Below are 24388 nucleotides of genomic sequence, written 5' to 3'. Positions count from 1 at the left end.
AAAGCGGGATTCAAATATCGATGGTGAATTCACGGGAAAAACCAGTGCGCTCACCGGGATACCCCTTGGGGTTAGAGACCACACGACAGCCAGAGACGACTGTGTCCACCGCGTGATGCGTATGGCCAAAAATCCACACGTCGGCCTTCGCTACCAAGTCGTGCCACGCATTGAAATAAGCAGCTCCCAGGTGACCCTCATGACCACTCCCGGCAACCTCAGGGATAGGGCAATGGTGCGTGACCACAACGGTCGAACCGTCAAAGCTCTTGGCGAGCTCTGAGACCAGGTAAGCACGAGCAGCAATGTTCCGGGCAATGAGGTCGACCGGGCGAAGCTTGCTGTAGCCCGCACCGACGCGGATCCGTTTGAAGTCAGTCATCCACTCTGAACACTCCCGCATCGCGGCCATGTAATCGCCGGTTGCGGTGTAATCCGTCCAAGCCGTAGCGACCAAAAACCGGACGCCGCCAATGACGATGCTCTGGTTGTCCAGCACATGTACGTGGTGCGCAGCGGCCTCACACATTTTGACCAACGTCCGGTCAACATTTCCGCCGTAATGCTCGTGGTTGCCGCAGGCATAAATCACCGGGCAATCGAAGACCTCATTCGCCCAATGCACACCCCGGCTACGCACTGAAATGTCGCCCGCCAGTACAACGAGATCCGCGTCTACTGAAGGTGGCTGGAAGTCAGCAAACTCCAAGTGCAAATCAGAAAAAACCAAAACCTTCATACGGAACCCCGTACTCCACGCTGCGGAAGGCAACGTCGCCCATCCAAGGCCACCCAGAGGGGGCCGGGCTCAAAAAATCTGGAATGCTCTAGGGCTGCAACGACAAAACCAGCTCAAGCTTCGCCTGCTTCCGGTAACCATCACCGACGAGAAGGTAGACCGTGCTTCTCGTTTCAAACATGCACGGGTGCTCGAACGAAACCCCATACGTAGATCTCACCCAGGAGTGCGGCGCAAAACGCCTCCGGCTGTCATGGATCACGTCATGGGCAAAGATCACCATGGGCGCCATTCCATTCGGTAACGGCTCAACCTCTTCCGAAGGTAGCTCGACCAGAATCCAGCGCTGCACCAGGCAAAACGCTTTACCTGAAAATCGTTCGTGCGCAGCTTGAACCAGGTCAACTCTCGTACCTGTCCAACCCTCCAATAGCTCCCCGGCGCCGTAAAGAAACTCCGTTATCTCATCCAACGAGATGACCATGATTCAGCCTCTCGCGCTCGAATAGACGTGGCCATCACTCGTGACAAATTCGTACACCGGGGTTGGCTGGGTACCATCCTTGATCCGAATTTCGGAGAGCAGCTTCATCGAGAACTCGGATTGATTGGTCATCGCTGGAGGGGCGAGAAGCTGGACTTTGTTAACGCTTAAAAAATCCACTGCATCCCCTTTGCAGAGGGAATCAACAACCTCAACGCTCGACACCAAACGCACGGAGGGGCCTAAACAGCCATTAACGAAGCCACTTCCTTCAACGACAAAGTAATAGCAATCAGGATTGAGGCTTGCTGAATCCCAAAACAAATTCAGGCTGTCCAGAGCTAAAAACTGCCCTCGTAGTTCGGTTCTTTGGGTGACCAGCACGACGCACTCCACCTATCAATCGCGGGCAACTGGCTAGCACTTCGCCCCTAAACAATTCATATAAATTGACAACCTCGCGCCCACGGATGATCGTGCTCTAAGAACAAAAGCCACATGCGGGAACGGATGGCGCCACCATAACACCATTCTACATTCACTGCCTATAGTACGTAGATGTAGAATTTTCAGTGTGGCCTTATGCTTCCCTTTGCGGGAAGCTCAACATGCCAACGCGATACACCCTGGCAGCCGTCCTCCGCACCACGCGTGCCGCTCGTGGCCTATCCCAGGAACATCTCGCAACCACGGTGGACGCTAGACACCTGCACAGGGTCGAGCACGCGAAATCCAACATCAGCCTTGAGATGCTCGAAGACATAAGTAAGCGCCTGGACGTCGATTCGGTAGCACTCCTCGCAGCTGCCGCTTGCTACGAACGCAAGGAGTCACTTGAAGAGTTCATGACGCACCTCTGGACAGAGCTGAGCAAGCTGCGTGAGATGCGTGTGATGGAAAACCTGCCGGCGCAGTTCTCGAATGGGGTGCTGATAGCGGCGAAATCCGGCAAGCCGCCGACTCCTCCAGACAGGATCAAAGCAATCCTCGACTGCAAGGCTGACGGCCTCAGCCAGAAAGAGACCTCAGTGAAGCTGGGGATGCCGTACTCGACTGTCCACAAGTTCTGGCACATGCCAGCGGGGGAGCAGAAGGCCTGAGCAGCTGAGCCTTCAAATTCTCACCAGGGGGCGCTGTAGGCTCCCGGAGTTGTACTGTCGGCGGAGAGTGAGCTGAACACGACAACCGACCCATAGGGCCGGTAATCGTATGCCAGGTCAATCAGACCGAGACGGCTGCCGCGATGTGAGGGTGCGGATCGTAGCCAACAAGCTCGAAATCCTCGAACTTGTAATCGTAGATCGAAGCCGGCTTGCGCAGCAGCTTCAGCTCAGGCAGCTGCTTAGGCTCACGTGCGATTTGAGTTTTCACCTGCTCCATGTGATTGGAGTAGATGTGGACGTCACTCAAAGAGATCACAATCTCACCCACATCCAGGTCGCACTGCTGAGCCAGCATATGGGTCAGGCACGCCAAGGACGCCGTATTGTAGGGCAACCCGAGGAAGCTGTCGGACGAACGGATGAATAGGTGCGAGGACAGCTTGTTGTTCACAACATAGAACTGATATAGCAGGTGGCACGGAGGCAGCGCCATCTTGCCGTTTTTGGCGTTCTCTTTCGGGCTCACCTTCTCATCAGGCAGGAACTCAACGTTCCACCCATGGAACAAGATTCGACGACTATTAGGGTTCGTCTTCAAGGCATTAACGACATAGTCGATCTGGTTGATCGTTTTGCCGTCTTTGGTAGGCCAGGCTGTCCATTGCTTGCCATAGACCGGGCCGAGGTCACCGTCTTCAGTGGCCCACTCATTCCAGATCTTGACACCATTCTCATTGAGCCACTTGATATTGGTATCACCATTAAGGAACCAAATCAGCTCATTAACAATACTTTTGAAGTGTAACTTTTTAGTTGTAAGTAAAGGAAAGCCTTTGGACAAGTCATGGCGAAACTGACGGCCAAAGACACTCACAGTACCAGTGCCAGTACGATCACCTTTGATCGCACCATTTTCTAGAACATCAGTCAGTAGTTCCAGGTAGCTTTTCATGAAATTTTCTCCGCCTGGGCAGCTTCCAGGATACTGATCACCTGCTTGAGTCTATCAATTTCCTTCTGCGAGTCCAAGACCCGCCGGTTAGCATCCGCTAGAAGGTTCTGATAAGTATCACGGGATTTCATCATGTTAAAATATTTTACTTCGCTATTTTGATGCTCTTTTTCAGCATCCTTGGCTTTGGTAAACCAATGCAAAATTTCAAGCCTTGCGTTCTCCAACTTCTCAGTCAGGAGCGTAACAGGATCAACTGGTTTCTTTTTTGTTACCTGTTGACGTAGAACCTCAATGCGCCGATTTTCTTTGATGGTCTCAAGCCGCTCCAAAGGCCATACACGCTGCCTGATGGTATTGCGGTGAATACCCGTTAGCCGGCTCAATTCAGCTGCTGTGGCTTTCAGTGAGTCATTTGCCGCGATGTCCAGAAGCGCTTGAGCAAGCAGCTCAGAATACCGATCAAAATCTTCTTTGTTTTTCTGGTCGAAAGCGTGGGAATCAGTCATTTAGAGTTCCTCACCCAGCAGCTCAAGAACACCGTAGGCCTCTTCCATTGCAGCTTTGCTTTGCGCATGCAGATGGGCGTACTCCGGGTTTCCCAACAGCTTCTTGTTTTGATAATACACATCGCGCCAAGCAGGGGCGTTGGCCTTGCTGACGACAGCATTTTGGCAGCGGTTAGGGTTGCAGCGAAGCCCACCGATGCAGGGGATCGATTCATCGAACTCCATGGGCCCGCCCCCGTAGCAGAAGCCCTGGCCCACGCTGATGACTGCGATGTGCTGTTCAGCCATGGCCTCGAAGATATCGTCCTTGGTGTGCCCGGATGCCATGTACCCTTTGAATACCCTCTGCAGACGCTCCTTGTGCGCTGCAGCGTTCACACCGGCATAACTGCCATCAGGGTCGAATCGCTGCTTGATGCTTTCAACCTCGGCGTCATGGCGGAAGGACTTGCCACTGACGCCTTTGCCACCGTTTTTCGTCAGCATGTCAGCGATCTCGCCGTATCCCAGCGTTGTCTTACTGAAACCCCTCTCAGAATGGCCCACCCCTACGATTTCGCCGAAATGCTTCAGCTGGTGAGAGATGAAGGGAAGGCCCACATCCGCACGGTACAGCTGATAGGCGAGCGTGTGCCGCATCATATAAGCATTGAAGTCGAGGTCGGAGAACTGCTCAGGAGTCAGAACCTTCTTGAAGAATTTATCTAGTGTCTCCTTGGAGCCGGCACCACCCAGCGGCTGACCCAGCTTGCCAAAGGGCACCGTGTCGACGTTCGAAAAAATGAAATCGTTATTCTTATATTTGGCAAGTAACTGAGCAACACGCACGGCATCGCGAACAATCGGAATCGCCAACCAGAAGTCGTCAAACAGTTCAACTAGACTATCTTCATGCTTACTGACATTGCTTCTCAACAACCAGTAAGTGCCATCAAATATCAGACAGGAACTCGCCAAAAGCTCGGCATATTCGGAAGGGCGCATGCCAGTATATTGACCAATGACGTACATACAAGCGTAGTTAACATAATTCAAATAATACCTAAACCCATCGTCAATCTTTGAGCCAGTATCTTCAGAATACATCTTCACCGCATCTAGAGCGTCTGTAAAAAAGTAATAGCTTGAATCAAAAAGCGCACCGCCAACCACTTTGGAGACTTCACTCTTAGGAAACCCTTTGTACTCAAGACGCTTATAAACATACACGTTGAATTTGAGCGGACACAATCCATATGTTCGGCTTAATAATTGCTTTTCCGAGTTGCGGCGATTCAAAGTAAGAGTATCGACAACCCTTTCACCCATAGCATCAAGAAAATCGACAATGGCCAGCGAGGAAGCGCGCGAGGATACTTCAAAGACGTCGTTTGGAAGCACCTGTCGCTTCTTTTTCTTCTCTCCCTCAGGACGTTTAGCTTTACCAAGAAGCTTCCATTTGAGCGTTGAAAGATTTACAACGGGCAAGCTGGAACCAAAGACATTCTCTACGAGATATCCAGAGCGAAGTCCTTTAAAAAAAACTTCCAAAGCATTATCAAAGACATATTCAAATTCTTTCGCAGCTTCTTCATACAAGTGAGAAGGCAGCATGTAAACCGACAGTAATTCGCGTTCAACATGTTCCCACCCCAACTCTTGAACTGCAGCCGAATAGATTTTATCTAAGAATCGTAATCCAGCCTCGAATCTAGCTATCACTGTATTAGGTTTTGGAAGCGCCTTTGAAACTCGCATGAAACTTCCTTCCTCCGGCACTCCACTAACCCCCTTCAAAATAAGCATGAAGGCAGTTCGCAACTCAAGCATCGCAAATTCAGGAATACTCGGGTACTTTGTGAAGTCCATTTGCAGCTTCGCTCCGCGAACATGCCGCGATGCATTAGGATAGTCCGCATTGAAGTCCCAGACCGGCGAAACAAAGGCGGAAATCTTGGATACTTGTAATGACTGAATATAATTCAGAAATTTCAGAGCTTCACCCGAAGCGGCACCATCATCACCTGATTTCAACTGAAGCAAAATCGTAGATACGGACTCTCGATACTTGGCGAAAGACAGCAGAGATGCAAATTCGACCTGTTCCACAAATTACAACCCCACGCCATCAATAAGAATAGTTGTATCTACGAACTCAGCGAGACGACGACCTTCGGCAAGCTCTTCAGCAGTAAAATCAGATTTGTCACCAAGGATACTTTCGAGCAGCGACAAATTCTCATGCACTACATGCCCATAAGGGGTATCCATCACTCGGCTGACCTCAGCAAGTTTTCGATAATCCCGCTCCATGGCAAATAGCTCAGGCAGGTTGGAAGCAGTGAGCAGGACGTTCTCACAGCCCAAGCACATGTTGTACATGGAACATGGCCGCCCAGGTACGTAAGTGTTCAACCTTTTGATGAAATCTGGGGGGTTGAAGATATTCTTGCAGCTTGCCAATGGCGTCTTGAACACCACCACTGGAGCATCGAGCTGTACGACCTCGATGAGATTTGAGGATTGTGTCCCGTTCGGCATAGGCGCAATAGTCAGATCTGCTGCCTCAACCGCACGGTCGTGAATCTGCCGTAGCGCCACATCTAGCTTGGCACGGGCAATGGTGTTGAAATCCATCCGATCGAGGTATGCCTGGGTGGTCTTGATGTGTTTGTGGCCCAGAATCAGCTGGATTTCACGAATCGGCACACCACGCTCAACCAGCTCGCTGATGAAACTCGGACGTAGGCGTGCGGGGGTAAGGTTCAGCGGGGTGCCTTCATCGCTTGGGATGCCTTTTCGCTGCGCATAACTGTTGAAAACGACCGTTACGAACCCGTTCTTACCCGTAGTAAACGACTTAACCTCAAGGAAAGCGCCGGGCGAACTCGATTGCCAGATGAATAGGCTGTTTCTCGCTTTCTCAGGCGCAGCGCCACGGAACCGCGCGGTGAGTGCCTCCACGTCCTTGAAGACTTTCGCTACCGCTTCAGCCTGAGAAGTGGTGAGCCAGGTGATATCCGCATCAAAGAGATCAACGGGCATCACCTTTCCACCCCCTGAGCGCTCCTTCCAATATTTCAAGCAGGCACGCCCGGTCAGCTCATGCTGCGGCTCGAAGTCGTCTAAATTCAGATATTTTAGCGAGTCCGCATTAAGACCCGTTATTTGCCCCAATTTAATCGCATACGGTGCGATAACTTGGGAGTCGATAACATAATGCGTACCCCAGCTCTCTAGGAGCTCACGCAGGCCTACACCAGAACGACTAACGATGCCCCAGAACGCATCAGTGTATGAATCACCCCTAGTTCTCGATCTCGTACCTACCACACTGCAGTTCAGTTTGTTTTCGAAAATCCACCGGGCATTGTCGAGCGTACCGAATCCCTTTTTCACTTGGCCATTGGAGCCGACAGGATCCTCACCAACACCGGATAACTGATATGGCTGCGCGAGCGCGTTGTTGCGCAAGATGTCTTCATCTACGCATGCGGCGATCCGCCGACGCTCGGAACTTGTATACGGACGATACTGATCCGTTACTCGGTCAGCATCAAATCCCTGACAGTTGACAAAGTCAGGGCCAGCATAGCCCTTAAGGTTCTTGATGACGGTGAGAGTTTTGCGGAGCGCACTGAGCAAGGTATTGGCAAAGGTCGGGGAGCATTCTCCACGGACAATCATCTGCTCCAGATGGCTGTAGATACGAGGAAGGATGAACGCATCCAAGGTGGCAGCAATGGGCTCGCTTCCGATGAGTCCACGCTCAAGGAAAAAACGCGACACTAGGTTGAACGCATCGAGGTAATTCCGCTCGCCCGAATCACTCGCCGTTTTCAACGATGCAATTGCAAAGGCATGCTTGAGATCATTGAATGGCTTGCCCTCTGAGGCTGCTTCAAGGTCGGCCAAAGTTACGAACTCTTTCATTCGTAGCCGCTTGAAATCAACGAGGATGGATTCCTCTGGGATGAATTCTTCTTGATTTTCGCGCCGCTCTTTGACGGTTTGATAGTCGCTGGAAATTACCCCCAGACGCTGGAGGTCTTGGTTGATTTCATCGTACGCGCTGGCGACACTCGGGTAACGAGTGATATGGGCCTGGATTCCTTCCAGGCCTGGTATCAAAGTAAGACCACGCCTCAAGCTCAGCTTGTTGCCGAAAATAGGGAGCTTGCGTTTGTCCTCCTCAGGAAGGCTTTTGTACCAACCTAAAACTTTGAGGCGCCAATTGCACCCAGCAGCAGATTCACCGTGCTGGATTGCGCCACTGATGCACATATCCAAGATGAGCTTCTGCTCCGCCAGCTCAAAGACTTCAAGCGACGGGTCAAGATCTTTGCTGGCAATATAAGAGGCGCTCAACATGAGCGGGGCGTACATCCCGCTGTCATTGTCGCTGAGTTCTACTTCGTAGCAGCTAAGCGGGTTCTCTTCCAGCTCCTTTAGCCAGCTATAAATCCGTGAGCTTCCGGTGGCGCGCTCATAAATACTCATTTTTTATCTCCCAAACGAATCTTGAGCGCGGTCTCGGCAACGAGAGCTGCCATGCTACTTGCCTTAGTTGCAACCTTTCCATTATAGGAATGGCAGACGCGAAACACTTCTTGAGGAAGCTGTAGGTAGTGCCGTTCGGTAGTGGTGCTGCTGCTATGCCCCAAAGACAATTGAGCCGCGATCAGATTATCCAAATAGGTCTCACCCAAATCAGGGCTGGTCATGATTTCGTATCCATGTCCATGCCGAAGCTTGTGCGGAGAGATACTGCGAGCTAGCCGCTTGCCTTTTAGTGCGCGCTCCGAGATCCGCTCAAGCAATTTACTGACCGCATCTGCATTGAATGGCGATCCCTCTGAGTTGAAAAAGCAGGGAGTAACATCGGCGGACTCATACTGTCTCGCGTATTTTCGGTACAACGGAGTAGCGTGATAGCGCTTAATACGCTCAAGCGTAGACTTACTCACGATTGCATATCGCTCTTTCAGCTCTTGCCCGCGTCCTTTGCTGCCTTCGATGAAAAGTGGGCAATAATCGGGATGTATCCACTCAATATCATTTTCACCGATGAAATTAGCGCGGGAGAAATCGAGGGCCTTGTTCACCGCCCCAAGAGTAATCCTGCCAACCTCGCTCCGACGAAGACCCGCGTCAAAAATTGACTGCAAGAGAACCCGCTCTCGCTCACTATCAGTGCTCAGAATGAGGGACTTCAGATCTTTGAGCGAACAGGGCTCAATCAGTTTTTTCTTCGGCGGCGGAGAAATGAATCCAGCAGCATATGGATTATCTTTTCGCAGAGCGGGTTGATGATTACGACCAACACACAAGAAGTCGTTGAATAGGGCAGCGTAACAACCATCTCTGTTTCGGATAGTTACCGACGATAAACCTTCAACCTCGCGTAGATGAATGAAGTATCTGGCAATTCCCTGTTGGCTTACATTGAGAAGAATTTCATCCCATGAAGAATGTTGGAATGTGGTAGTCCCTTTAAGGTTCTCGAGCAAGTACCCGATATTCCGCCCATATGTTTGAGCAGAAGGAAAGGAGAGATTCGCGGTTTTAATAGCTTGGGTGAGGTACTCACTTACAAGCGGAACGAGCCTCTCCTCTGAGTCAAAAAGCCCCACCGCCGTCACGGATGCCAGGCCTGCTGCGTGTGGCCCGTCCTCGTTGAGCATCGACCCGCCCAGGTCGATCATTTGATTTTGTGTGACTACAACCTTCACCGACTACCCCCTTTTGAAGGCCGCTCATCCTATGCAGAATGTGCAGCTTGTCAAGGTCAAGATAAAGTCGGGAGAAAGGCAAATTTTTTACGCTGCTAGCACGTACTGTGCGTTATTAGCTGCGTCAGATAAAAGGCCAAGATCGTTGGAACGGATATAAAGCGTCAGCGAGAGCTCGCGCGTTGTCACGTTGGGGTGGAACTGGTACAGCAGATGGCAAGGCGGCAAGACCATTTCATCGAGCTGGGCGCAGTTCCAGCCATGGAACAGGATGCGCCGGCTGCCAGGGTCGTTTGCGATGGTGTCCAGGCACTGACGGACCTGATCGATGGCTTTGTACAGGATGACAAACGCCACGCCATCCTCTTCATCCTGGGCAATCTGACGGAACCCGGCCTTCTCCGCCATCTCGATCGCGGCTCGATTGCTCAGGGGGATGCGCTTGTAGCCCGGCCACTGCCGCCACTGGACCCCGTAGATCTCGCCCAGGTCGTCATGGCCCTGGCGGAACGGGTTGGCCAACCACTGGGCGTTTTCGTTGGCGTTCTGGTCCCAGACCTTGCAACCCAACTCACGGAATTGGCCGGCGTTGCGAACCCCGCGCAGGAAACCTACCATTTCGCCGATCGCCGACTTGAACGCCAGCTTGCGCGTGGTGATGGCGGGGAACCCCTTCTGCAGGTCGAAGCGCAGCATCGCCCCTGGCAGGCTGATGGTGCGGATGCCGGTACGGTTTTCCTGCAACGTGCCGTTTTCGATAACGTCGCGGACCAGGTCCAGATACTGTTTCATGGCTTACCTGTAGCTAGACGGCAGGGGGATCGCCCCTGCCGGGAGAGTGATCAGGCGGGTGTCGCCGTAGGCTTGCGATTATAAGCCCACCAGATGAGCGCAAGGCCAGCCACGATCATGGGGATGCACAGAATCTGACCCATGGTCAGCCATCCCCAGGCCAGGTAACCGAGCTGGGCATCCGGAACTCTCACGAACTCGACGATGAAACGGAAAATACCGTAGAACAACGCGAACATTCCGGAAACGGCCATGGTGGGCCGAGGTTTGCGCGAGTACAGCCAGAGAATCACGAACAGTGCCACGCCTTCGAGGGCGAACTGATACAGCTGCGAAGGGTGGCGCGGCAACTGGGCCGGGTCGCTGAACGGTGGGAAGACCATCGCCCATGGCACATCGGTCGGCTTGCCCCACAGCTCGGCATTGATGAAATTGCCGATACGCCCGGCACCCAGGCCGATCGGCACCAGCGGGGCGACGAAGTCCATGAGTTCGAAGAACGACTTGTTGTGGCGCTTGCCGAACCACAATGCAGCGAGCATCACGCCAATGAAACCGCCGTGGAACGACATGCCGCCTTTCCAGACCTCGAAGATCAGCGTCGGGTTGGCCAGGTACGCGTGCAGGTCGTAGAACAGCACATAGCCCAGCCGCCCTCCCACGATCACCCCCATCGACAGCCAGAAGACCAGGTCGGAGAGCTTTTCGCGGCTCCAGGTAGGGTCGAACCGGTTGAGGCGGCGGGTGGCCAGCAACCAGGCCCCGCCAATGCCGATCAGGTACATCAGGCCGTACCAATGGATTTTCAGCGGTCCGATGGCCAGTGCCACGGGGTCTATCTGCGGGTAAGGCAGCATTTAACATCCTCTCGATTCAAATCAGAAAGCTCAGGCCTACACAGAACAACAGGGCCGCAAACAGGCGCTTCAACAGGCGCGGTGACAGTCTGTGAGCCAACCGCGCCCCGTAACGTGCGAAAAACATGCTGGTCACGGCGATGCCGACCATCGCCGGCAGGTAGACGTAACCCACGCTGTGCGGCGGCAACTGGGGTTCATGCCAGCCCAGCACCATGAACCCCACTGCACTGGCGATCGCAATGGGCAGGCCACACGCTGACGACGTTGCCACGGCCTGCTGCATGGGCAGGCTGCGCCAGGTCAGGAAGGGCACGGTCAGCGAGCCGCCGCCGATGCCAAAAATGGCCGAGGCCCAGCCGATCACGCCCCCCGCTGCCACCCGTGCAGCCTTGCCGGGCACACCGCGGCTGGCCTTGGGCTTGAGGTCCAGTGCCATCTGCGCGGCAATCACCAAGGCAAAGACGCCGATGATCTTCTGCAGCATGGGCCCCTGGATCAGCGACGCCGTCTTGGCCCCGACACCGGCACCCAGCAGGATCCCCAGGGTCATCCAGGCAAAGATCGGCCATTGCACCGCGCCTTTGCGGTGATGCTCGAGCACGGCGTTGATGGAGGTGAAGACGATGGAGGCCAGGGAGGTGCCTACCGCAAGGTGCGTCAACACCGAAGCGTCAAAGCCCTGCAACGTGAAGCTGACCACGAGCACAGGCACGATGATGATGCCCCCGCCCACGCCAAACAGGCCAGCCAGCACCCCCGCACATGCACCCAAGACCAGATAGAGCACGAATTCCATTCGGCTTCCCCGAGAAATCAATCCGGCATGGTAACGGAAGCTGGGTTCGCGGCTCTAGTGAAGTCTGTGTCAGGTTGGATCTGCCGCGCTGCCTGGGTACAGTGGAAGAAAACACAGGACCGGAAAAATGTGCCTGATCGTGTTCGCCTGGCGGCCAGGGCATGCCCTGCCGTTGATCGTGGCAGCCAACCGTGATGAATTCTATGCCCGCCCTACCCTGGCGTTGGCACCGTGGGAAGACGCACCGCAGGTGTACGCGGGCAGAGACCTGGAGGCTGGCGGGACTTGGCTGGGAGTCGGCCCACAGGGAAGGTTCGCCGCGTTGACCAATATCCGTGACCCCAGACAGCCACTGGGATCGCATTCGCGTGGCGAGTTGGTGGCCGCTTTTCTGAAGGGTGAGCAAACCGTAGAAACTTATCTGAATCAGGTGGCAAGCCGAGCCGACCAGTATTCAGGCTTCAACCTGCTCATTGGCGATCAGCATGCTCTGGGGTACGTCAATGCCAGGGAAGCAGTGCCACGTCTGCTTGAGGCGGGCGTGTACGGGCTTTCCAATGCGCAGCTTGATACCCCGTGGCCGAAGCTGGTCAAGGCGCGCAGCCGCCTGGCGGAGTTGTTGGAAAAACCAGCCCCTGACCGACTATTGGGACTGTTGGCAGATGACGAGCCTGTGGTCGACGCCCTGTTGCCGGAAACAGGCGTGGGCCTGGCCACCGAGAAACTGTTGTCGAGCGCGTTCATCGCCAGTCAGCACTACGGCACACGCGCCAGTACCGTGCTGATTGTCGATAATCGAGGCCAAAGGCAGTTCATCGAACGCAGCTTCGGCCCGTTCGGATCCCTTCTCGGGGAGGTGAAACTCTCGGTTTGATCACCCAGGCCGACCTTGTATGCAGGTCAACTCACTAGGCGCCGGTACACATGGCGCTCAGAGCGGCTTGTTGGCCCCGGGCCCGATCATTCGTGCAAGCCCCAGGTTCTTCAGCGCCAGCTGCAGCGAGCTGTGGATGACCTGCGGGTTGTCATGGCTCAGCGCCTCTTGCAGCAGCTCTTTAGCCTTGCTCATGTTCACCTGGCGCAGCATCCACTTCACCTTCGGCAGGTTGGTGGCGTTCATCGACAGGCTGTCGAAGCCCATGGCCATGAGCAGGATGGCAGCTGCCGGGTCGCCCGCCATTTCGCCGCAGATACTTACCGGTTTGCCTTCGGCATGAGCATCGCGGACCACGGTGTTGACCGCCTGCAGCACGGCTGGATGCAGGTAATCGTAGAGGTCGGCTACCCGAGGATTGTTACGGTCCACAGCCAGCAGGTACTGGGTCAGGTCATTGGACCCCACTGACAGGAAGTCCACCTGTCGCGCCAGTTCACGGGTCTGGTACACCGCGGCCGGGATTTCCACCATCACGCCCACCGGCGGCATCGGTACATCGGTGCCTTCGTCGCGCACCTCGCCCCAGGCACGGTGAATCAGGTGCAGCGCTTCCTCGAGTTCTTGAACGCCGGAAATCATCGGCAGCAGAATCCGCAGGTTGTTCAAGCCTTCGCTGGCCTTGAGCATGGCCCGCGTCTGCACCAGGAAAATCTCGGGATGATCGAGCGTGACGCGAATGCCACGCCAGCCCAGGAAGGGGTTTTCTTCCTTGATCGGAAAGTAGGACAGCGCCTTGTCGCCGCCGATGTCCAGTGTGCGCATGGTCACGGGCAGTGGATGGAAAGCCGCCAGCTGTTCGCGGTAAATCGCCAACTGCTCTTTTTCGCTGGGGAAGCGCTGGTTGATCATGAACGGCACTTCGGTGCGGTACAGGCCTACCCCTTCGGCGCCACGCTGCTGGGCGCGAGCGACATCGGCCAGTAGGCCGGTATTGACCCACAGCGGCATGCGGTGCCCGTCAGGGGTCACGCAGGGCAGCTCGCGCAAGGCGTCCAGGCCCTGTGCCAGCTGGCGCTCTTCCTCGACCACGTCGCTGTACTGTTTGCGCAGCACATCGCTTGGGTTGGTGAAGACCTCCCCTTTGTAGCCATCGACGATCAGCTCGATGCCATCGACCTTCGAATAAGGCAGGTCGACCAGGCCCATCACGGTCGGAATACCCATGGCGCGGGCCAGAATGGCCACGTGCGAGTTGCCCGAGCCCAATACCGAGACCAGGCCCACCAGCTTGCCTTCGGGCACTTCGCCCAGCATGGCCGGGGTCAGCTCTTCGCTGACCAGAATGGTGTTGTCGGCATACACCAGCGACTGCGAGCGGGCCTGTTGCAGGTAGGCGAGCAAGCGTCGGCCTAGGTCCTTGACGTCGGAGGCCCGCTCGCGCAGGTAATCGTCGTCCATCAGTTCGAAGCGGTTGACGTGCTCGCCCACCACCTGGCGCAGGGCGCCCTGCGCCCATTGGCCGGTCTTGATGACCTCCCGCACCTCGCCGCCCAGGGCAGCGTCCTCGAGCATCATCAGGTAGACATCGAACAACGCCCGCTCTTCGGGGCGCAGTTGGGTGGCCAGCTTGGCCGACAGCTTGCGCATGTCGGCGCGCACACCTTCGAGGGCCGCATGGAACAGGTGCAGTTCGGCGTCGATGTCCTCGACCGTCTTGTCCGGGACCACTTCCAGGTCGGCCGGTGGCAGCATCACCACCGCCCGCCCTACGGCAGCACCAGGCGAGCCAGGCACACCAACGAACCGCGCCTCCTGAATACCCTTGCCCTGGCGACCCAGGCCGCGAATCGAGCCAGTGGCCTCGGCATGGGCGATCACCCCCGCCAATTGCGCACTCATGGTCACCAGGAAGGCCTCTTCGCCTTCGTCGAACTGGCGACGCTCGCGCTGCTGAATGACCAGGACCCCCACCACGCGGCGGTGGTGGATGATCGGGGCGCCCAGGAAGGAAGCGAAGCGTTCCTCGCCGGTCTCGGCGAAGTACCTGTAGCGCGGGTGTGCGGCGGCATCTTCGAGGTTCAGGGGTTCTTCGCGGGTGCCCACCAGCCCGACCAGTCCTTCGTTGGGGGCCATGCTGACCTTGCCGATCGAACGCTTGTTCAACCCCTCGGTGGCCATCAATACGAACCGGTTGGTTTCCGGGTCCAGCAGGTAGACCGAACAGACCTGGCTGGCCATGGCCTCTTTGACACGCAAGACAATGATCCCCAACGCCGACTTGAGATCTTTGGCGGAGTTCACTTCCTGGACGATCTTGCGCAGCGTATTGAGCATGGCTCGGGGTCGAACTCCGTCGTCAGTCGCGCGTCAGAAGACGCGGTGCTAGCTCTTTCAGGGCGCGCCGATAGACCTCGCGCTTGAATGTCACAACCTGGCCCAGCGGGTACCAGTAGCTCACCCAGCGCCAGCCATCGAACTCCGGCTTGCCGGTCAGGTCCATACGCACCCGTTGTTCATTGCTGATCAGACGCAGCAGGAACCACTTCTGTTTCTGGCCGATGCACAACGGTTGGCTGTGGGTGCGCACCAGTCGCTGGGGTAAACGATAACGCAACCAACCACGGGTGCAGGCAAGAATTTCCACATCATCGCGTTCAAGGCCAACTTCTTCGTTCAGCTCGCGGTACAGGGCGTCTTCTGGCGTCTCGTCAGGGTTGATACCGCCCTGTGGAAATTGCCAGGCATCCTGGTTGATCCGTCGAGCCCATAGCACCTGCCCGGCATCATTCGTGAGAATGATCCCGACATTGGGGCGAAAACCATCCGGGTCGATCACGGCAGCAACCTCGCAAACGCATGTCACCGCATTGTTCCACAAAGCCTGCGAGCGCAGCAACGCGCCTGCGGTGCTTATATACCGTCAGCGCTATGCAAGTCTGTGAACCAGGCTTTGCCGACAGGCAATCGGTGGATACCTTGGCGAGGATCAGACGGGCTTGGCGCCCATCAATCCGGCGATGGACAGCAGGCACACGGCACTGAACACGGCCAACGCCAGTGTTAGCCGAGCACCCTGTGCAGGTGTCCTGCGCAGCCGATTCAGGCGCACCACAAGCCATACCCAGGCCAACGCGCCCACGGTATACAGCGCACTCGACGCCAGTAGCCAGGTCTGACCCAGCGGCCAACCCACCAGGTGCACCAGCCACCAACCGGTGAACGGCATGCTGATCAGGCTGATACCCATCACCAACCAGACGAAGACCAGAGGCCGCTGCATCAACCTGCCATACACCGTCCCGCCACCCTGCCGGCGGGCGCGCATCGTCCAGATCGCCAAGCCCAGAGCACCCAGCAACAACAATGCGGTGCCGATCACGTGCAAGGCTTTGAGGGTGTTGAGGTGTTCCATGTCACTCGTCCTGGGCTGGTTGCGTTACAGGGGGCTGCGAGCGAGCAAGGCCGCCAGGCTGCGCCGCCTGTTCACTGCGAAGCGGCGCCCCCCCGTGGGTAAGAGCTTAGCCGTTCAGCCAAGGAACAACGTGTAGGCCGGGTTCTGGGTTTCATCCCAGTAGGGATAGCCAATCTGCGCCAGCGCGGCCGGCACAAGGTGGCGCTCGTCCTCAGGGACCTGCAGCCCCGCCACCACACGGCCATCTGCCGCGCCATGGTTACGGTAGTGGAACATCGAGATGTTCCAGCGCCCGCCCAGCTTGTCGAGGAAGTTGAACAGTGCCCCTGGCCGCTCGGGGAATTCGAAACGCAGCACCATTTCATCGCTCGCCCCGGCCGAGTGCCCGCCCACCATGTGGCGAATGTGCAATTTGGCCAGCTCATTGTCGGTAAGGTCCGTGACCGGGAAGCCCTGGTCGATCAACTGCTGCACCAATGCCGCGCGGGGGTCGTTTTCCGGATGGGTCTGCACGCCCACGAAGATGTGCGCTTCATCGGAGGTGTGTTTGCGGTAGTTGAATTCGGTGATCTGGCGCTTGCCCACCGCTTCGCAGAAGGCCTTGAAGCTACCGGGGCGCTCCGGGATGGTGACCGCGATGATAGCTTCGCGCTTTTCACCCAGCTCTGCCCGCTCCGCGACATGGCGCAGGCGGTCGAAATTGACGTTCGCCCCGGAATCGATGGCGACGAGGGTCTGGCCGCTGACCCCGTACATCTCCACGTAACGCTTGATACCCGCCACCCCCAGTGCCCCCGCAGGCTCGGTGATCGAACGGGTATCGTCGTAGATGTCCTTGATCGCCGCGCAGATTTCGTCGGTGCTGACGGTGATGACTTCGTCCACGTACTGGCGGCAGATGTCGAAGGTATGCTGGCCAATCTGGGCCACCGCCACGCCGTCGGCAAACAACCCTACCTGCGGCAGCACCACCCGCTCACCAGCGGCCATGGCGGCCTGCAGGCAATTGGAGTCGTCCGGTTCAACGCCAATCACCTTGATTTCGGGGCGCAGGTACTTCACGTAGGCGGCGATGCCGGCGATCAGACCGCCGCCGCCGACCGGCACGAAAATGGCGTCCAGCCGACCAGGGTGCTGGCGCAGGATTTCCATGGCCACGGTGCCCTGGCCCGCGATGGTGTGCGGATCATCGTAGGGATGGATGTAGACGAAGCCTTTTTCATCGACCAGTTTCAGCGAATACGCCAATGCCTCGGGGAACGAGTCACCGTGAAGGACCACTTTGCCGCCGCGCGAGCGCACACCTTCGATCTTGATTTCAGGTGTGGTCTTGGGCATCACGATGGTGGCCTTGATGCCCATTTCCCGCGCAGCAAGGGCCAGCCCCTGGGCATGGTTGCCTGCCGACGCGGTGACCACACCGCGAGCCAGCTCTTCTGCGGTCAACTGCGCCAGCTTGTTGTAGGCCCCGCGGATCTTGAACGAGAACACCGGCTGCAGGTCCTCGCGCTTGAGCAGAATCTGGTTGCCCAGGCGTTTGCTCAACTGCCCGGCGCTGTGCAAGGGGGTTTCGACGGCAACGTCATAGACGCGCGAGGTGAGGATCTTCTTGACGTACTGTTCGAGCATCGGGAAAGCATCACTGGCCGCGGGACAAGGGCTCGGAGTCTACCCCAGCGTTATGTCGGACGACCACAGCCAAGCCGCGCTTGCCGTTATACTGGTCGCCTTTACATCCGCCCTGCCCCCTCTCGGAGCCCGCATGACCCAGGACCAACTCAAACAGGCCGTTGCCCAGGCTGCCGTCGACTTCATTCTGCCCAAGCTCGATGACAAAAGCGTCGTTGGCGTTGGCACCGGCTCGACCGCCAATTTCTTCATCGACGCCCTGGCGCAGCACAAGACGGCCTTCGACGGCGCGGTCGCCAGCTCCGAAGCCACGGCCCAGCGTCTCAAGGGGCATGGCATCCCGGTCTACGAGCTCAACAGCGTCACCGAGCTGGAGTTCTATGTGGACGGCGCCGATGAAAGCGACGAGCACCTGAACCTGATCAAGGGGGGCGGCGCGGCCCTGACTCGGGAAAAGATCGTTGCCGCCGTGGCCAAGACGTTCATCTGCATCGCCGATGGCAGCAAGCTGGTACCGGTTCTGGGCAACTTCCCGTTGCCGGTGGAGGTGATCCCGATGGCGCGCAGCCACGTCGCTCGCCAGTTGGTCAAGCTGGGCGGTGACCCGGTCTACCGTGAGGGCGTGGTCACGGACAACGGCAACGTGATCCTCGACGTGTATAACCTGCAGATCACCAACCCGGTGGAGCTGGAAGCCCAGATCAATGCCATCGTGGGCGTGGTCACCAATGGCCTGTTCGCCGCACGGCCTGCCGACCTGCTGCTGTTGGGGACTGCCGACGGCGTGAAGAGCCTGAAGGCCGAGTAACCATACAAGCCGGCATGCCCGGGTACGGTTGCGCCGTCCGGGGCTTGCCGAGCGCCGACATGGTCATGGCGCCGGCTGCTTGAATACGTAGAACAGGTTCGGCTCACTGACCATGTAAATGGTCCCGGTCTCGTCCATCGCAATGCCCTCCGCCTGCGGGACTGTCGCTTTGAGCCCCTGGAACCCCTTGCGCAATGACAAGGTGCTCAGTGGCCGCCCTTGCACATCCAGCTCCAGGACCAGGCGTGATTCATCCGACAGCGCCAGCAGGTGCCCACTGCGCTCGTCGAACTGCAGGCTCGACAGGTCGCGCACGAACAGGCGCGAATCGCGCTTTCGGTCCTGGACAACGTTCACGGCATAGGGTTGTTGCGGATCGTCATGAGGAAACCCGTGCACTTCATAGATGAGCATCGGGTCGCGCTCCTTGGCCACGAACAGCCGCTTGCCCACCGAGTCGAAGGCCAGCCCCTCGAAACCCTTGTTACCGTTGAGGCCGATGCCCAAGGTCAATTGCTCGGCCTGAGTAGCGTCCAGGGACAAGGTGTCGTCGGTGAGCCGCACACGGATCAGCCGCTGCTGGCGCTCGTCGGTAATCACGTAGCTGTTGGGACCGATGTACTCCACCGCCTCGGGATCACCGAAACCGTGCAACGCGATGCGCCGCAGGATTCGCCCGTCCAGCGACAGCTCGATCAGCTCCGAGCGGGCGTTGGTCACGGTGAACAGGCTCTTGCGGTCAGGGTCGTAGGTCAGCGCCGAGACATCGTCATCCAGCCCTTCGATCGGCCGCCCTTCGACCACCACCTGATAGCGATTCAAGCCAATGCTTTGCTCCGCCGGCTGCCACCACGTGGTGAGGTTGAACCAGGCACGTTCGAACAGACGAAATTCCTGCCCGACCCAGCCCAGCAACAGCAGACCTAGAACGACAGGAACCAGTGACAGACGCAGATAACGGTGCATGAAGGCAGACTCGACGAAGGATGGCGAATCTAACCACAAACAACTGAAATAAAGCTTAATGCCATCATGTAAATAGCAGAAAAACCTAGCCTTTGGTAAAGCGGTAGAACAATGCCGGTTCGCTGACCATGTACAGGGTGCCCTGGTCATCCATTGCCACACCTTCGGCCCGAGGAATGGTGTGCTGCAGGCCATTGAAGCCCCCCAGCAACGTCATGAAGCTGACCTGCTCACCCTGCTCGTCCAGTTCCAGCAGCATGTTGGAGTCGGCAGACAGCGCCAGCAGGTGCCCCGTTCGCGGGTCAATGCCCAACGCCGACAGGTTTCGCAGGTCGAGCGAATCACTGGGCAGCGGCGTTTTCTCGCCCGTCAGTTGGCCTTGCCCATTGGACTTCCATTCGTAAAGGCGCGGCGGCCGCTCCTCGCCGATGACCAGCCGCTGCTTCGACGCATCCCACACCACGGCCTCATAGCCCTTGTTTCCGTTTGGCGACTCCCCTAGGTCGTGGCTGAGGAAGTCCGCATGGTTGAGCACGGTAGTGGTGGCATCGACTTTCACCACCGTCAGGTCATGCAGCCGCTCGTCCGTGATTGCCAGGTAGCCGCCGTCCATGACCGTGACGCCTTCCGGGTTTGCCCAGCCATTAAGGGGAATGTTGCGCAGTACGTCGCCGTCCAGGTTCAGCTCGGTGAGGAAGGGTTGCTTGCCCATGACAGCGAATAGCGTACGCGTACTGGGGTTGTACGCGAGGTCCGATGCCTCGTAGTCGGCCATTGCCGGCAAGGGCTTGGCATCGATATCCACCGTGTAGTCCGGCAGCCACACGCTTTCACTGCGCTCGGCCGTGCTTTCGAAACCTTCCTTGATCCACAATGCTGCCCGATCGTCCCAATGCATGGCGAAGGCCACGCCATAGGTAATCACCACGCCCACGGCCAAGCCGAACGGCCAGCGCAGGTAGAACGGGCGCTTGAAGGAGGCAGGGGCGTTTGATTGCATCGAGGCGTCCTGGGGAAAGAAGCAAAGGTCCGCGCATTATCCAGAAGACGTGTGAAAAAACAGTCAACCCGCCCGGGCATTCGCAGATGACGCGGAGGTGGGCCGCCTGACCGCTGCCGTGGCCAAGGCGGATCATCCGCGAAAAGCCGAGTGGGTACCGGCTTAGAGCACCCGGCTCTCGAAACGGCTAACCCCTGGCAGCTCCAGAACCACGTCATCGCCCACGTTGAAGGGGCCTACGCCTGCTGGTGTGCCGGTCAGGATGACGTCGCCGGCCTGCAGCGAAAACTGCGCAGCCATGTGCTGGATCATCGGCACGATCGGGTTGAGCATCATTGCACTGGAGCCGTCCTGGCGGACTTCGCCGTTTACCGTCAGGCGCACCGGGATGGCCGTGATGTCTTCGAAGCTGGCGGCAGACACGAAGGGCGGCAACACGCAGGCGCCGTCGAAACACTTGGCCAACTCCCAAGGCAAGCCCTTTTCCTTGAGCTTGGCCTGCACGTCCCGCAGGGTCAGGTCCAAGGCCGGCGCGAAGCCAGAAATGGCATCGAGCACCTCTTCCTGGCTCGGCCGTGTGGACAGTGACTTGCCCAGCAATACCGCGATTTCCACCTCGTAATGCACCGACCCGCGGTCGGCAGGAATCTTGAACCCGCCCTCGGCCGGCACCACGCAACTGCCCGGTTTGATGAACAGGAGGGGTTCGGTCGGAATGGGATTGTCCAGCTCCTTGGCATGTTCGGCGTAGTTACGCCCGATGCATACCACCTTGCCCAGTGGAAAATGAATGCGCGTGCCGTCTGCATACTGGTGCTGGTAGTTCATGGCCACTCCTCTGGATACCGCTTTTTATTCAGGTGCGAAGATCTTACCCGGATTCATGATGCCCGCAGGGTCGAACACCGCCTTGATCGCCTTCATGCAGGCGATTTCTTCAGGGGAACGGCTGTAGCCCAGGTAGTCGCGCTTGGTCATGCCCACACCGTGCTCGGCGGAGATCGAACCGTCGTAGCGCTGGACGATCTCGAACACCCACTTATTGACCTCGGTGCAGGATGCGAAGAAGTCATCCTTGCTCATGTGCTCGGGTTTGAGGATGTTCAGGTGCAGGTTGCCGTCGCCGATATGCCCGTACCAGATCACCTCGTAGTGCGGGTAATGCGCCTGGACGACGGCGTCGATGTCGCGCAGGAAGGCCGGCACTTTCGAGACGGTCACGGAAATGTCGTTTTTATACGGCGTCCAGTGCGAAATGGTTTCGGACAGGTATTCGCGTAGCTTCCACAAATTCTTCAGCTGCGTCTGGCTCTGGCTCATCACGCCATCGAGCACCCAACCTTGCTCGACACAGTGTTCGAAGGTGGCCAAGGCTTCGTTGGCCACCGCTTCGGTGCCGGCCTCGAACTCCAGCAAGGCATAGAACGGGCATGGCGTTTCGAAGGGCGCAGGCACGTCACCGCGCGCCAGGATCTTGGCCAGGCCCTTGTCGGAGAAAAACTCGAACGCCGTCAGGTCCAATTTGCCCTGAAACGCGTGAAGTACCGGCATGATCGAGTCGAAATCAGGTGTGCCCAACACCATGGCGGTGAGGTTGCGCGGTGCACGGTCCAGGCGCAGGGTGGCCTCGACCACGAACCCCAGCGTACCTTCGGCGCCAATGAACAGCTGGCGCAGGTCGTAGCCGGTGGCGTTCTTGATCAGGCCCTTGTTCAATTCCAGCAACTCGCCGCTGCCGGTGACCACCTTGAGGCCCGCAACCCAGTTGCGGGTCATGCCGTAGCGGATCACCTTGATGCCACCGGCATTGGTACCGATGTTACCGCCTATCTGGCTGGAGCCACTGGAGGCAAAGTCCACTGGGTAATACAGGCCCTGCTCCTCGGCGAACGCCTGTACCTGCTGGGTAATGACCCCTGGCTGGCAGACCACGGTGCGGTCGAAGGCGTTGAAATCCAGGATGCGGTTCATGTAATCGAAGGCGACGACCACCTCCCCGCTGGCGGCCACGGCGCCCGCGGACAATCCGGTACGCCCCCCGGAAGGCACGAGCGCCACACGATGGGCATTGGCCCAGCGCACGATGGCCTGCACCTGTTCGATCGTCCGGGGCAGGACGATGGCGCTGGGCGCAGGCGGGTAATAGCGCGTCCAGTCCTTACCATAGGCTTGCAGGGACTCGGGGTCGGTCAACACCTTGCCGGGGTCGACCAGGGTCATCAACTCATCCAATGCAGCGGGCTGGGTCATCGCCTGAACTCTCGCTTTATTCATGGTCACCCTGAGCACTCTTCACCTGTCGGGATAAGCTCAGATTGTGTCGCGTATGCTAGCATAGCGCCCCCGCTGTTCATGCTAGAGCTGCCCACGGGCGCCTGGCATCACCCTCGCCACTTTTCTCCGGGATACAGGTTTACGCAGATGAGCAAGACTTCTCTCGACAAGAGCAAGATCCGGTTCCTTCTTCTTGAAGGTGTACACCAGAACGCGGTCGATACCCTGACGGCTGCCGGCTACACCAACATCGAATACCTCACTGGTTCGTTGCCCGAAGCAGAGTTGAAGGAAAAGATCGCCGACGCCCATTTCATCGGCATCCGCTCACGCACCCAGTTGACCGAAGAAATCTTCGACTGCGCCAAGAAACTGGTCGCCGTCGGTTGCTTCTGCATCGGTACCAACCAGGTTGACCTGGAAGCGGCCCGTCAGCGCGGTATCGCGGTGTTCAACGCGCCGTACTCCAACACCCGTTCGGTAGCCGAGCTGGTACTGGCCGAAGCCATTCTGCTGCTGCGCGGCATTCCGGAAAAAAATGCCTCGTGCCATCGTGGCGGCTGGATCAAGAGCGCAGCCAACTCCTTCGAGATTCGCGGCAAGAAACTGGGCATCGTCGGTTACGGCTCCATCGGTACCCAACTGTCTGTACTGGCCGAAAGCCTGGGCATGCAGGTGTACTTCTTCGATCCGCTGACCAAGCTGCCGCTGGGCAATGCTGTCCAGGTGACCAACCTGCACGAATTGCTCGGCTTGGCCGATATCGTCTCGCTGCATGTGCCTGAGCTGCCATCTACCCAGTGGATGATCGGCGAGAAGGAAATCCGAGCGATGAAGAAGGGCTCCATCCTGATCAACGCTGCCCGCGGTACCGTGGTCGAACTTGATCACCTGGCCGCAGCCATCAAGGACAAGCACCTGATCGGCGCTGCCATCGACGTGTTCCCGGTCGAGCCACGCTCCAACGATGAAGAGTTCGAAAGCCCGCTGCGCGGCCTGGACAACGTGATCCTGACGCCGCACATCGGCGGTTCCACTGCCGAGGCTCAGGCCAACATCGGCCTGGAAGTGGCCGAAAAGCTGGTCAAGTACAGCGACAACGGGACCTCCGTGTCGTCGGTCAACTTCCCGGAAGTGGCCCTGCCTGCTCACCCTGGCAAGCACCGCCTGCTGCACATCCACGAAAACATCCCGGGTGTTCTCAGCGAAATCAACAAGGTATTTGCCGAAAACGGCATTAACATCTCGGGTCAGTTCCTGCAGACCAACGAGAAAGTGGGCTATGTGGTGATCGACGTCGACGCCGAATACTCGGACCTTGCGCAGGAGAAGCTGCAACAGGTCAAGGGCACCATCCGCTCGCGCGTACTGTTCTAACTTGCGGCCAGCGTGAATCAAGGGAGGCCCAGGTGGCCTCCCTTTTCGTTATGGGGCCACCACAGCGGCGGACGGGGAGCACAAAAAAACCAGGCTGCA

General features: G+C 57.5%; 23 protein-coding genes. 4 read left to right on the top strand and 19 right to left on the bottom strand.

Annotated elements, in window-relative coordinates; translation table 11 throughout:
* Positions 1–10: 10 nt before the first annotated feature.
* The 3 genes from PFU01S_RS01280 to PFU01S_RS01270 all read right to left on the bottom strand — a co-directional run bounded on the left by PFU01S_RS01280 (position 11) and on the right by PFU01S_RS01270 (position 1607).
* Positions 11–739 carry a metallophosphoesterase family protein gene (locus tag PFU01S_RS01280; RefSeq protein WP_028686726.1) on the bottom strand — a complete coding sequence of 243 codons (729 nt, stop codon included), beginning with the start codon at positions 737–739 and terminating at the stop codon, positions 11–13.
* Positions 740–827: 88 nt separating this feature from the next.
* On the bottom strand, positions 828–1223 hold the full coding sequence (locus tag PFU01S_RS01275) for a DUF6957 family protein (protein ID WP_028686727.1): 396 nt from the start codon (positions 1221–1223) through the stop codon (positions 828–830).
* Positions 1224–1226: 3 nt separating this feature from the next.
* Positions 1227–1607 (bottom strand): hypothetical protein, encoded by a 381-nt coding sequence (locus PFU01S_RS01270; RefSeq protein WP_028686728.1) that lies wholly within the window; start codon positions 1605–1607, stop codon positions 1227–1229.
* Between the two features lie 224 nt (positions 1608–1831).
* Between PFU01S_RS01270 and PFU01S_RS01265 the strand changes: the two genes are divergently transcribed.
* The gene (locus PFU01S_RS01265) at positions 1832–2323 is read left to right on the top strand and encodes a helix-turn-helix domain-containing protein (RefSeq protein WP_248694590.1); all 492 of its coding nucleotides are present in this window, start codon (positions 1832–1834) and stop codon (positions 2321–2323) included.
* Positions 2324–2444: 121 nt separating this feature from the next.
* On the opposite strand, the gene PFU01S_RS01260 is transcribed toward PFU01S_RS01265, so the two are convergent.
* From PFU01S_RS01260 to PFU01S_RS01225, 8 genes are all read right to left on the bottom strand, one after another.
* Positions 2445–3278, bottom strand: coding sequence for a thymidylate synthase (locus tag PFU01S_RS01260; protein ID WP_028686730.1), 834 nt, complete (start codon positions 3276–3278; stop codon positions 2445–2447).
* The gene (locus tag PFU01S_RS01255) at positions 3275–3787 is read right to left on the bottom strand and encodes a helix-turn-helix domain-containing protein (protein ID WP_028686731.1); all 513 of its coding nucleotides are present in this window, start codon (positions 3785–3787) and stop codon (positions 3275–3277) included. Before PFU01S_RS01255 ends, PFU01S_RS01260 begins: the two co-directional genes overlap by 4 nt.
* Positions 3788–5875: a site-specific integrase gene (locus tag PFU01S_RS21370; RefSeq protein WP_050437984.1), complete on the bottom strand. Its 2088-nt coding sequence runs from the start codon at positions 5873–5875 to the stop codon at positions 3788–3790.
* Between the two features lie 3 nt (positions 5876–5878).
* The gene (locus PFU01S_RS01245) at positions 5879–8266 is read right to left on the bottom strand and encodes a tyrosine-type recombinase/integrase (RefSeq protein WP_028686733.1); all 2388 of its coding nucleotides are present in this window, start codon (positions 8264–8266) and stop codon (positions 5879–5881) included.
* A complete protein-coding gene (locus PFU01S_RS01240; RefSeq protein WP_028686734.1) occupies positions 8263–9498 on the bottom strand; it encodes a tyrosine-type recombinase/integrase in 1236 nt (411 codons plus the stop codon). The genes PFU01S_RS01245 and PFU01S_RS01240 overlap by 4 nt, the downstream gene beginning before the upstream one ends.
* Positions 9499–9585: 87 nt before the next feature.
* Positions 9586–10290, bottom strand: a complete 705-nt coding sequence (locus PFU01S_RS01235; protein WP_081783929.1) for a thymidylate synthase — start codon at positions 10288–10290, stop codon at positions 9586–9588.
* 50 nt (positions 10291–10340) lie between these two features.
* Positions 10341–11147 (bottom strand): prolipoprotein diacylglyceryl transferase, encoded by an 807-nt coding sequence (gene lgt / locus PFU01S_RS01230; protein ID WP_027913467.1) that lies wholly within the window; start codon positions 11145–11147, stop codon positions 10341–10343.
* A 16-nt stretch (positions 11148–11163) separates the two neighbouring features.
* Entirely contained in the window at positions 11164–11946 is a 783-nt protein-coding gene (locus tag PFU01S_RS01225) for a sulfite exporter TauE/SafE family protein (protein ID WP_028686735.1), read from the bottom strand.
* A gap of 127 nt (positions 11947–12073) precedes the next feature.
* Between PFU01S_RS01225 and PFU01S_RS01220 the strand changes: the two genes are divergently transcribed.
* Positions 12074–12820, top strand: a complete 747-nt coding sequence (locus PFU01S_RS01220) for an NRDE family protein (RefSeq protein ID WP_028686736.1) — start codon at positions 12074–12076, stop codon at positions 12818–12820.
* A gap of 57 nt (positions 12821–12877) precedes the next feature.
* Here PFU01S_RS01220 and ptsP read toward each other — a convergent pair whose 3' ends face one another.
* From ptsP to ilvA, 4 genes are all read right to left on the bottom strand, one after another.
* Positions 12878–15157, bottom strand: a complete 2280-nt coding sequence (ptsP, locus tag PFU01S_RS01215; RefSeq protein ID WP_027913464.1) for a phosphoenolpyruvate--protein phosphotransferase — start codon at positions 15155–15157, stop codon at positions 12878–12880.
* 22 nt (positions 15158–15179) lie between these two features.
* Positions 15180–15659 carry an RNA pyrophosphohydrolase gene (locus tag PFU01S_RS01210; RefSeq protein WP_023532670.1) on the bottom strand — a complete coding sequence of 160 codons (480 nt, stop codon included), beginning with the start codon at positions 15657–15659 and terminating at the stop codon, positions 15180–15182.
* A 150-nt stretch (positions 15660–15809) separates the two neighbouring features.
* Positions 15810–16235 carry a DUF2269 family protein gene (locus PFU01S_RS01205; protein WP_028686737.1) on the bottom strand — a complete coding sequence of 142 codons (426 nt, stop codon included), beginning with the start codon at positions 16233–16235 and terminating at the stop codon, positions 15810–15812.
* A gap of 114 nt (positions 16236–16349) precedes the next feature.
* Positions 16350–17864, bottom strand: a complete 1515-nt coding sequence (gene ilvA / locus PFU01S_RS01200; RefSeq protein WP_027913462.1) for a threonine ammonia-lyase, biosynthetic — start codon at positions 17862–17864, stop codon at positions 16350–16352.
* A gap of 133 nt (positions 17865–17997) precedes the next feature.
* Between ilvA and rpiA the strand changes: the two genes are divergently transcribed.
* Positions 17998–18672 carry a ribose-5-phosphate isomerase RpiA gene (gene rpiA / locus PFU01S_RS01195; protein WP_028686738.1) on the top strand — a complete coding sequence of 225 codons (675 nt, stop codon included), beginning with the start codon at positions 17998–18000 and terminating at the stop codon, positions 18670–18672.
* Between the two features lie 63 nt (positions 18673–18735).
* Here rpiA and PFU01S_RS01190 read toward each other — a convergent pair whose 3' ends face one another.
* The 4 genes from PFU01S_RS01190 to PFU01S_RS01175 all read right to left on the bottom strand — a co-directional run bounded on the left by PFU01S_RS01190 (position 18736) and on the right by PFU01S_RS01175 (position 22888).
* Positions 18736–19638, bottom strand: coding sequence for an SdiA-regulated domain-containing protein (locus tag PFU01S_RS01190; RefSeq protein ID WP_027913461.1), 903 nt, complete (start codon positions 19636–19638; stop codon positions 18736–18738).
* Positions 19639–19723: 85 nt separating this feature from the next.
* A complete protein-coding gene (locus PFU01S_RS01185; protein WP_027913460.1) occupies positions 19724–20638 on the bottom strand; it encodes an SdiA-regulated domain-containing protein in 915 nt (304 codons plus the stop codon).
* 162 nt (positions 20639–20800) lie between these two features.
* Positions 20801–21466 carry a fumarylacetoacetate hydrolase family protein gene (locus tag PFU01S_RS01180; protein WP_028686739.1) on the bottom strand — a complete coding sequence of 222 codons (666 nt, stop codon included), beginning with the start codon at positions 21464–21466 and terminating at the stop codon, positions 20801–20803.
* Between the two features lie 24 nt (positions 21467–21490).
* Positions 21491–22888: a D-2-hydroxyglutarate dehydrogenase gene (locus tag PFU01S_RS01175; protein ID WP_028686740.1), complete on the bottom strand. Its 1398-nt coding sequence runs from the start codon at positions 22886–22888 to the stop codon at positions 21491–21493.
* A gap of 171 nt (positions 22889–23059) precedes the next feature.
* Here PFU01S_RS01175 and serA point away from each other — a divergent pair, with 171 nt between their 5' ends.
* On the top strand, positions 23060–24289 hold the full coding sequence (serA, locus tag PFU01S_RS01170) for a phosphoglycerate dehydrogenase (RefSeq protein ID WP_023532441.1): 1230 nt from the start codon (positions 23060–23062) through the stop codon (positions 24287–24289).
* Positions 24290–24388 lie beyond the last annotated feature (99 nt).

Origin of the sequence: Pseudomonas fulva NBRC 16637 = DSM 17717 (assembly GCF_000730565.1) — a bacterium.
GTDB classification, from domain to species: Bacteria; Pseudomonadota; Gammaproteobacteria; order Pseudomonadales; family Pseudomonadaceae; genus Aquipseudomonas; species Aquipseudomonas fulva.
The sequence above is the reverse complement of the archived record's forward strand: the minus strand, read 5'-3'. Positions and strand labels throughout refer to the sequence as shown.

What these genes read in the sequence shown, in the direction of transcription:
- PFU01S_RS01280 (WP_028686726.1), bottom strand. Translation starts at nt 739, where the DNA reads ATGAAGGTTTTGGTTTTTTCTGATTTGCACTTGGAGTTTGCTGACTTC.
- lgt (WP_027913467.1), bottom strand. Translation starts at nt 11,147, where the DNA reads ATGCTGCCTTACCCGCAGATAGACCCCGTGGCACTGGCCATCGGACCG.
- rpiA (WP_028686738.1), top strand. Translation starts at nt 17,998, where the DNA reads ATGACCCAGGACCAACTCAAACAGGCCGTTGCCCAGGCTGCCGTCGAC.
- PFU01S_RS01185 (WP_027913460.1), bottom strand. Translation starts at nt 20,638, where the DNA reads ATGCAATCAAACGCCCCTGCCTCCTTCAAGCGCCCGTTCTACCTGCGC.
- PFU01S_RS01205 (WP_028686737.1), bottom strand. Translation starts at nt 16,235, where the DNA reads ATGGAACACCTCAACACCCTCAAAGCCTTGCACGTGATCGGCACCGCA.
- PFU01S_RS01260 (WP_028686730.1), bottom strand. Translation starts at nt 3,278, where the DNA reads ATGAAAAGCTACCTGGAACTACTGACTGATGTTCTAGAAAATGGTGCG.
- PFU01S_RS01220 (WP_028686736.1), top strand. Translation starts at nt 12,074, where the DNA reads ATGTGCCTGATCGTGTTCGCCTGGCGGCCAGGGCATGCCCTGCCGTTG.
- serA (WP_023532441.1), top strand. Translation starts at nt 23,060, where the DNA reads ATGAGCAAGACTTCTCTCGACAAGAGCAAGATCCGGTTCCTTCTTCTT.
- PFU01S_RS01245 (WP_028686733.1), bottom strand. Translation starts at nt 8,266, where the DNA reads ATGAGTATTTATGAGCGCGCCACCGGAAGCTCACGGATTTATAGCTGG.
- PFU01S_RS01190 (WP_027913461.1), bottom strand. Translation starts at nt 19,638, where the DNA reads ATGCACCGTTATCTGCGTCTGTCACTGGTTCCTGTCGTTCTAGGTCTG.
- PFU01S_RS01235 (WP_081783929.1), bottom strand. Translation starts at nt 10,290, where the DNA reads ATGAAACAGTATCTGGACCTGGTCCGCGACGTTATCGAAAACGGCACG.
- PFU01S_RS01275 (WP_028686727.1), bottom strand. Translation starts at nt 1,223, where the DNA reads ATGGTCATCTCGTTGGATGAGATAACGGAGTTTCTTTACGGCGCCGGG.
- PFU01S_RS01180 (WP_028686739.1), bottom strand. Translation starts at nt 21,466, where the DNA reads ATGAACTACCAGCACCAGTATGCAGACGGCACGCGCATTCATTTTCCA.
- PFU01S_RS01255 (WP_028686731.1), bottom strand. Translation starts at nt 3,787, where the DNA reads ATGACTGATTCCCACGCTTTCGACCAGAAAAACAAAGAAGATTTTGAT.
- PFU01S_RS01175 (WP_028686740.1), bottom strand. Translation starts at nt 22,888, where the DNA reads ATGACCCAGCCCGCTGCATTGGATGAGTTGATGACCCTGGTCGACCCC.
- ptsP (WP_027913464.1), bottom strand. Translation starts at nt 15,157, where the DNA reads ATGCTCAATACGCTGCGCAAGATCGTCCAGGAAGTGAACTCCGCCAAA.
- PFU01S_RS01225 (WP_028686735.1), bottom strand. Translation starts at nt 11,946, where the DNA reads ATGGAATTCGTGCTCTATCTGGTCTTGGGTGCATGTGCGGGGGTGCTG.
- PFU01S_RS01265 (WP_248694590.1), top strand. Translation starts at nt 1,832, where the DNA reads ATGCCAACGCGATACACCCTGGCAGCCGTCCTCCGCACCACGCGTGCC.
- ilvA (WP_027913462.1), bottom strand. Translation starts at nt 17,864, where the DNA reads ATGCTCGAACAGTACGTCAAGAAGATCCTCACCTCGCGCGTCTATGAC.